General features: G+C 35.3%; 7 protein-coding genes. 3 read left to right on the top strand and 4 right to left on the bottom strand.

Translation table 11 applies throughout. The annotated features are described in order from the left end of the window. Nucleotides 1–127: 127 nt before the first annotated feature. Complete coding sequence (locus TJ68_RS08530; RefSeq protein WP_162138458.1) at nt 128–1,039, bottom strand: type ISP restriction/modification enzyme; 912 nt, start codon at nt 1,037–1,039, stop codon at nt 128–130. A 126-nt stretch (nt 1,040–1,165) separates the two neighbouring features. Then, entirely contained in the window at nt 1,166–2,881 is a 1,716-nt protein-coding gene (locus tag TJ68_RS04725) for an ABC transporter ATP-binding protein (protein WP_040929022.1), read from the bottom strand. Between the two features lie 127 nt (nt 2,882–3,008). Between TJ68_RS04725 and TJ68_RS04720 the strand changes: the two genes are divergently transcribed. Then, entirely contained in the window at nt 3,009–4,070 is a 1,062-nt protein-coding gene (locus TJ68_RS04720) for a D-alanine--D-alanine ligase family protein (protein WP_040929021.1), read from the top strand. Between the two features lie 34 nt (nt 4,071–4,104). Further along, nucleotides 4,105–5,322, top strand: a complete 1,218-nt coding sequence (pepT, locus tag TJ68_RS04715) for a peptidase T (RefSeq protein ID WP_040929020.1) — start codon at nt 4,105–4,107, stop codon at nt 5,320–5,322. A 17-nt stretch (nt 5,323–5,339) separates the two neighbouring features. Here the strand turns inward: pepT and TJ68_RS04710 are convergent, their stop codons facing one another. Then, on the bottom strand, nt 5,340–6,821 hold the full coding sequence (locus TJ68_RS04710) for an MDR family MFS transporter (RefSeq protein WP_040929019.1): 1,482 nt from the start codon (nt 6,819–6,821) through the stop codon (nt 5,340–5,342). 20 nt (nt 6,822–6,841) lie between these two features. Continuing rightward, nucleotides 6,842–7,021, bottom strand: coding sequence for a hypothetical protein (locus tag TJ68_RS04705; RefSeq protein WP_040929018.1), 180 nt, complete (start codon nt 7,019–7,021; stop codon nt 6,842–6,844). A gap of 104 nt (nt 7,022–7,125) precedes the next feature. On the opposite strand from TJ68_RS04705, the gene TJ68_RS04700 reads away from it, so the two are divergent. Continuing rightward, on the top strand, nt 7,126–7,917 hold the full coding sequence (locus TJ68_RS04700) for a class I SAM-dependent methyltransferase (RefSeq protein WP_040929017.1): 792 nt from the start codon (nt 7,126–7,128) through the stop codon (nt 7,915–7,917). Nucleotides 7,918–8,027: the final 110 nt, after the last annotated feature.

Below are 8,027 nucleotides of genomic sequence, written 5' to 3'. Positions count from 1 at the left end.
GGTCCTTCAACTATTTCAAATTTTGGAAGAGATTCTATAAGATCCAAAGTTTTCATACTTACTGTAATTACTGATAATAATAAATTTAAAATATATTTAGGGTCATCACTAAACTTATTGGGATCATTCACGATTCTTGTTTTTTATCTGTTTTGATACGATATTGATCCATAATCCAACCAATCCCAGACTTACCATTTACAATATAATTATAGGCTCGTACTGGTATATTTTTTATAGTTATATCTGCATTAAAAATAATCGTATTCAATTCATCTTTTTTAGGATGTCTCATTTTATTTACCAGATAACTTGTATTTGAGCTATTTGTTATAACTTCAACACTTGGCCACTTTGGTTGATTTTCATAGTTTAAATGTAACTCAATAAGTGCTTTTCCAACTCTTACGTATTCATCTTTATATTTCAGTAAAGGTATGCGAGGCAGTGTTTTTCTTAAATCATTTGCATATTTTTCTCGATAATCTAGTGAATGTAAAACTCCATAAATATAATAAAGAACGTGAATTTCTTTTTTAAATTCACTTTTCCATATGTCTCTAATGTTAATTTGTTCTTCTTCAAATATAGAATTATTAAAAGTCTTATAAGGTATTGATTTAGTGTTGAATAGTAATTGATAATCTGAGATATCTTGTGAGATTAAAACACTATTTCTCTCACCAGAACCAATGTTAAGAAATAAATTATTTTCATTATTATTTTCACCAAAAGCATTATTCCAAAAACTTGGTCTTTTTATTAACGGTCGTAAATTATTAACCCACTTCTTTGTGAACGGTCTATACTGTATGATTCTAAGATCTGATTCATCAAAATCTATCAACTTTCTTTGTTCCCACCTCTTCAAAAGATCATCAGACCAATTAATTTTTGTTAAATCTCGTTCAAGTTTTTCTAAATCTTGTACTGATTTTACTTGTTGATTATGATTTTGAGTAAGCTGATATGAGTTTTCTTTAGCATTTTCTTTAGAAAACGATATGACCCAAGAATCACGGCTTGAACTATATCCAATACCCCCTCTCTATAAATATGCTATTCTCTTCATCAGAGAGACTTGAGTAACTCAGGTAGTTTTCGTCTCGTTGATTTATCCAATCATTATGATTATCTGGAACCGTTGAATCCCATTTTATACTATTTATAATGCTGCAAATTGTGCGTCATGCAATGCTCGGTAAATACCTTCGCTATTTTCTAATAACTCTTCGTGTGATCCAGATTCTTCAATACCGTTTGGTGTCACGACTAAAATGCGGTCTGCATTTTTAATTGTCGCGAGTCTATGGGCGATAACTAAAGTCGTACGACCGACTGCTAGGCGATTTAAAGCAGATTGTATTTCTCGTTCTGTTTCAGTATCTAACGCACTTGTCGCTTCGTCTAGAATTAGAATCGGTGGGTTTTTTAAGAACATACGTGCAATCGAAATTCTTTGTTTTTGTCCACCAGATAATTTCACACCACGCTCACCGACGACTGTGTCTAACCCTTTAGCGTAACTATCGACGAGCTCTTTTAATTGTGCTTTTTCAAGCGCATCGTATATTTCTTCATCAGTTGCATCAGGTTTACCATATGCGACGTTTTCTCTTAACGTTCCTGAGAATAGAAATACATCTTGTTGAACGATCCCGATGTTTTCTCTAAGTGATTTTAATGAGTATTCCTTAATGTTCGTTCCGTCTATCGTAATCGCACCGCCAGACACTTCATAAAATCTCGGAAGTAAGCTCGTAATTGTCGTTTTACCTGCACCACTTGGCCCGACAAGTGCGACTGTTTCTCCAGGGCTTACGTTAAACGATAAGTCGTTTAAGATTTTTTTATCCTCATAAGAGAATGAGACGTTTTGATATACGATTTCACCTTTAGGGGTTTTAAGTTCTATTGGATTCTCAATTTCTTTAATCTCTGATTCGACTGCCATCGTCTCAGTAAAGTGTTTAAATCCAGCAATACCATTTGGATATAGTTCGATGACTGCGTTAATTTTTTCGAGTGGTTTAAATAATATATTTGAAATTAAAATAAACGCAGCGAAATCCCCGTAAGAGATTTTATCGTTTAATACGAAGTACGCACCCGCAATTAAAATGAATACTGTCACAAAACGCATGAGCATATATGAAATAGAATTGTTTAACGCCATGATTTTATATGCTTTAAGTTTTGTCGCTCTAAAGCGAGAGTTTATTGATTTAAATGCTTTAATTTCATCTTCCTCACGAGCGAATGCTTGAACGAGGCGGATTCCACCGATTTTATCTTCAATTAAATGGTTGAATTCAGAGACACGTCCGAACAACTCTCTAAACGCGACGGTCATTTTTTTGTTGAAGTAAATCGCGATGATTAAAATCAGAGGTACGATTACAAATGATATTACAGCGAGTTCGGGGTTAATCCAAAACATAATTCCAAATGCACCGAGTAGCGTCATCACGGCAATAAATAAATCTTCCGGTCCGTGGTGAGCCATCTCACCGATATTCATGAGATCGTTTGTTAAACGCGTTAACAGCTTACCTGTTTTTGTATTGTCAAAATATCGGTACGATAAATATTGAATGTGACTATATAAGTCGTTACGGATATCTCGCTCTATATTAGTTCCGAGTAGGTGGCCGTAATACGTCACGACGTACTGTAAAAACGTATTGAGTATGTATACAGCTAGTAATCCAATTGTTGCGAGTAATATAATTTTAAAGTTACCTGTCGGCAGTAAATTATCTATAAAACCACTGACGATGAGTGGGAAAAGTAACTCTAATAATCCGACAAACACTGCTGATGAAAAATCAATCATAAACAGCGTCTTATACGGTTTATAATATGAAAAGAATCGCTTCATATAGCACCAGCCTTTAAATAAGATTATCAAAATTATAACATAATAAAATTACGACACTTAAAAAGAATGATTTATAAATAATGAATATGATAAAATAAAAACGAATTTATGAAAAAGGACGAATCATATGAATAAATTAAATATAGGGTTAATATACGGTGGAAAATCAACGGAGTATGAAGTATCACTTCGTTCAGCGAAAAGTGTGTTAGATGCACTCGATAAAGAAAAATATAATGTACGTTTAATTCACGTGCTAAAAACAGGCGAGTGGATGACGACAACAGACTTAACAGAAATCGACTTAACATTAGTCGATGAAAAAGAACCGATAAAAGTCATCCCAGGCAATCAGTTTGAAACAGAGTCGGACGAAATTAAACTCGATTCAATCTTCTCGGTACTTCACGGTACGTACGGTGAAGATGGTAACGTTCAAGGGTTACTTGAATGTGCAAACGTCGCTTATGTCGGCTGTGATACGAAAGGTAGCGCAGTCGCTATGGACAAAGATGTAACGAAAAGGTTACTCGATTACCATCATATTCAAGTGGCAAACGGTATCGTCGTTCATTCTTATGAAAAGGATGTCGTCGATTTTAACTTAATTAAAGAAGCACTCGGTTTACCGATGTTTATAAAACCTGCGAACCAGGGTTCTTCTGTCGGTGTGAGTAAAGTAGAAAATGAAGACGAATTTAATCATGCATTAAACGACGCATTTAAATTTGACGATAAAGTACTCATAGAAACGGCGATCGTCGGTCGTGAAATCGAAGTGTCTGTTCTTGGTAATGATGAGTTAACAGTATCAATTCCAGGTGAAATTGTGTCAAACGTTGACTTTTACGATTACGAATCAAAATATTTAACAGATGACGGTGCGACGCTAATTATTCCTGCTGAATTATCGAACGACGAAACGAAAAAAATTCAAGAAGTCGCAGAACATACGTACCGTACTCTCGACTGTTTAGGATATGCGCGTGTAGACGTATTTTTAACAGAAGAAGGAGAAGTTATCGTAAACGAAGTTAACACGTTACCTGGATTTACATCGATTTCAATGTATCCAAAACTCATGGAACAAAGCGGTATTCCGTATAGTGAATTACTTGACCGATTAATCGGCTTAAGTATTAAACGATATAATGAAAAAAATAAATTAACACGTGATTCTGGATTTTAATTTTCGATAAATTACATGGATAAGGGAGATTGCTATGAAAGAACAACTTACAGAAAGACTCATCCGATACACTAAAGTTGACACTCAGTCCGACGCTTCAAGTGAAACGACGCCTTCTACAAGTAAACAATGGGATCTTTTACACATGTTAAAAGAAGAATTAGAAGAGATTGGTTTATCAGATATTACCCTCGACGAAAACGGATATTTATTTGCAACAATCCCTGGTAATGTCGATGCTGAAACAGTTGGATTTTTAGCACACGTCGATACGGCAACAGACTTTACAGGAACAAACGTTAACCCACAAGTCGTTCAGTATAAAGGTGGCGACATCATTTTAAATAGAACACAAGATATTGTCATGACTGTAAAAGAGTTCCCGAACTTAAACAATTATGTTGGTCACACACTTATTACAACAGACGGTACAACACTTTTAGGAGGAGACGACAAAGCAGGTATTACTGCAATTGTTACTGCAGCTGAAGTGATTTTAAATAGCGATATCGAACACGGTGATATCCGTATCGCGTTTACGCCAGATGAAGAAATCGGTCGTGGCCCTCATAAGTTTGACGTCGAGAAATTTAATGCAGACTTTGCATATACAATCGACGGTGGTCCAGTGGGTGAACTTCAATACGAAAGTTTTAACGCTGCGGGTGCGAAAGTGATTATTAAAGGGAAGAACATTCACCCAGGTACTGCGAAAGATAAAATGGTCAACAGTTTAACGATTGCTTCTAAATTTGTTTTAGAGTTCGATCCTGAAGATACGCCAGAATGTAGTGAAGGGTATGAAGGCTTCTTCCATCTACTCACGATTAACGGTTCAACAGACGAAACAGAATTAGAATATATCATTCGTGACTTTGATAGAGATAATTTTGAAAAACGAAAAGAAACGATGAAGACAATTGTAGAGAAGTATCAAGATACGTACGGTTTGCAAAATGTAAAGTTAGAACTTGAAGATCAATATTATAATATGAAAGAAAAAATTGAACCTAAGTTTTATATCGTAGAAATTGCTCAAGAAGCGATGAAGTTTCTCGGTATCACGCCTGTTATTCAGCCTGTACGCGGAGGAACTGACGGCTCTCAGTTATCTTATATGGGTCTTCCAACGCCAAATATATTTACAGGAACTGAAAACATGCACGGTAGATACGAGTTTACGTCAGTCAATGATTTAGAAAAATCAACAGAGACGATTATAGAAATCGTTAAACGTATCGCCCAAAAATAAAAAATCCGTAAAGAAGATTAATCTTCTTTACGGATTTTTTTTCGTCCTTCGTCAACAGGACGTGCAGCGTATGTTGCGTTTTTCATCATATCTTCACTCGTCACACGTTTTAAGAAGAACGCAGTGATGAGCGCGATTCCCATAAATACAGCACCGACGTTAAATGCTAAGTTAATACCTTCAATTGTAATCTGATTTTCAATTTCAGGTGTCACAACGTCTAGTTTATTTAAATTAAAATTAACGTATCCTTGCATGATGGAAATAAGTAAGGCGATACCAACAGCTCCAGACACTTGGTTTTGCATAGAGTTGAGTGAAGAGCCGTCCGGTGTTAAATCGCGAGGCAAGTCGTTCATCCCATTTGTCATAACCGGTGTGTTGACGAGCGTCATACCGAATGCACGAATGACGTAAATCGTTAAAATGTATGAGAAACTCGTATCCACGGTAAGTCGACCTAAAAATGCTGTTGTTACAGTCGCAAGTGTTAAACCGATGATTGCCATTCCTTTAGGACCGTACATATCAAATAACTTACCTGATACAGGAGAGAGTAAACCTAAAATTAACGCGCCCGGTAACATGAGTAATCCTGTTTCAAGCGGGGAACGGTTTTGTATATCTTGTAAAAAGATCGGTACTAAAATCATACCTGCAAATAGTCCCATGTTCGTTGCAGCACTAATGATCGTTCCGAGTAGATACATACGATATTTATATACTCTAAAGTTTAACATCGGAACATCTAATTTCATCTGTCGCATTACGTAAAAGTAAATGACAACAACACCAATGATAATTGGGCCAAATGTTTGTATAGAAAGTAATTTATGATCTCCAGCCGATACAAGTCCATATAATAATGCACCGAATCCAATCGTTGACATAATAACAGATGGAACGTCCATAACAGCTTTTTTATTCAGTAAAACGTTAGGTAGTAAAACATAACCAGAAATTAAAAGTAAGATTAAGATTGGTATCATCATTAAAAATAAGACGTGCCAATCATAACGTTGTATGACAACACCTGAGAGTGTCGGACCGATTGCTGGGGCGAAGAACATGACTAAACTAAACATCCCCATCGCAGTTCCACGTTTTTCAGGTGGGAAACTTCTAATGAGAGTATTCATTAGAAGTGGCATAAGTATTGAAGAACCTGTCGCTTGGATCATACGTCCTGCAATGAGCATCGGAAATGTTACAGAAAATCCTGCAAGGGACGTTCCGATTAAAAATAGTCCCATTGAACTTAAAAATATTTTCTTCGCGCTAAAGCGGTTCATAAAGTAGGCGGTCATCGGAATGATGATTCCGGCAACAAGCATATAAGACGTAGACACCCACTGAACGCTACTCGTTGAGATGCCAAAGTCATTTTTAATCGATGGTAATGCAACGTTTAAAAATGTATTTGATAAAAATGCGATAAACGCACCACTAATTAAGATGATAATTAAACGATAATCTGGCTTTTCGTTCGCATGTGCCATAGCTTTCCCTCCATATATTTTTAATCGAGATAATTATTATCAATAATAGTATATATGTAGAAACCTGCCACACTTCCTAATATAATAGATAATGCAACGATTCTTGGGAAACCGAAACTCGGTACGACAAACGTCACTCCCCAGTAAAATAATAAGATCATTAACGCTATGAGTGTAATTGCGAGTAATGGTTTAGACATAAAATGTTCACTCCATATTAACTAAAAACAATTATTTATTTATCATACCGTTATTTACGTATAGAATACAATTAAATAGTTTGATAGAAAAGGACGGATAAGAAATGGATTATAAACTAAAAACATTTGAAGAAGAATACTTTAAAAGTCGTAACGACATACCAAAGGAATTATTAGATGGCATAAAACAACTCGGTATAGATTTTAAAGGTAAGAAAATATTAGACCTCGGTGCAGGGCCTGGATTTTTATCTAAAATGTTATCTGAAGAAGGTGCAACAGTTGACGCGTTAGAGCCGAGCGAAGTATTTAGAAAAATGGGAATCGATTATACGCGCGGTGACAATGTAAAATTCCATGACGGATTTGCAGAGAATACGCATTTAAGAGAAAACGATTATGACATAATATTTGCATTACGTGCGTGGCAGTATTTTGACTCTAATGAAGCGGTAAAAGAAGTGAAACGTCTATTAAAACCAAACGGTATGATGATAATTTCAGATTTAGGGTTTAGGGTAAATAACTCGATGATGAAAGAAACGATGAAAATCATTCGTGCTAATGCAAAATACAATCAATTAGAGCCTGCAGGATCAAAAAAATATTCAATACAAATGATCAACAGTTTCCCGGTGGAATGGTTCAGTGACTTTAATTATCATAAATTTGACCTTACAAACCTTTTTAAAAAGGACTATAAAATAAAATTCACGGACGAAGAATGGTTAAAACGAATTGGAACGTCATCATGGCTATCCAGATTTAGTGATCACCGTAAAGAATCCGTGCTAAAAGAAATTAATGATACGTTAAAAACGTCAGTTGAAGGAGATATTTACGAGGTTCCACACGTCGTTAGTACAGCGATATTTAAAAATAAGAATAAAAACTAAATGAAATGAATGTGTGAAAGCACATTCATTTTTTATGCAAAAATTAGGAAAACGAATACAAATTACACCAAAATTTCAGTGTAATTTGTAATTTTTATGTGTGTTAATTA

The organism is Nosocomiicoccus massiliensis (assembly GCF_000438455.1).
GTDB lineage: Bacteria > Bacillota > Bacilli > Staphylococcales > Salinicoccaceae > Nosocomiicoccus > Nosocomiicoccus massiliensis.
Note: the sequence above shows the minus strand (reverse complement) of the source record. Positions and strands in the feature narration are given on the sequence as shown.

Excerpts from the sequence above, each read along its gene's own strand:
- TJ68_RS04700 (WP_040929017.1), top strand. The coding sequence starts at position 7,126 with ATGGATTATAAACTAAAAACATTTGAAGAAGAATACTTTAAAAGTCGT.
- pepT (WP_040929020.1), top strand. The coding sequence starts at position 4,105 with ATGAAAGAACAACTTACAGAAAGACTCATCCGATACACTAAAGTTGAC.
- TJ68_RS04725 (WP_040929022.1), bottom strand. The coding sequence starts at position 2,881 with ATGAAGCGATTCTTTTCATATTATAAACCGTATAAGACGCTGTTTATG.
- TJ68_RS04705 (WP_040929018.1), bottom strand. The coding sequence starts at position 7,021 with ATGTCTAAACCATTACTCGCAATTACACTCATAGCGTTAATGATCTTA.
- TJ68_RS04710 (WP_040929019.1), bottom strand. The coding sequence starts at position 6,821 with ATGGCACATGCGAACGAAAAGCCAGATTATCGTTTAATTATCATCTTA.
- TJ68_RS04720 (WP_040929021.1), top strand. The coding sequence starts at position 3,009 with ATGAATAAATTAAATATAGGGTTAATATACGGTGGAAAATCAACGGAG.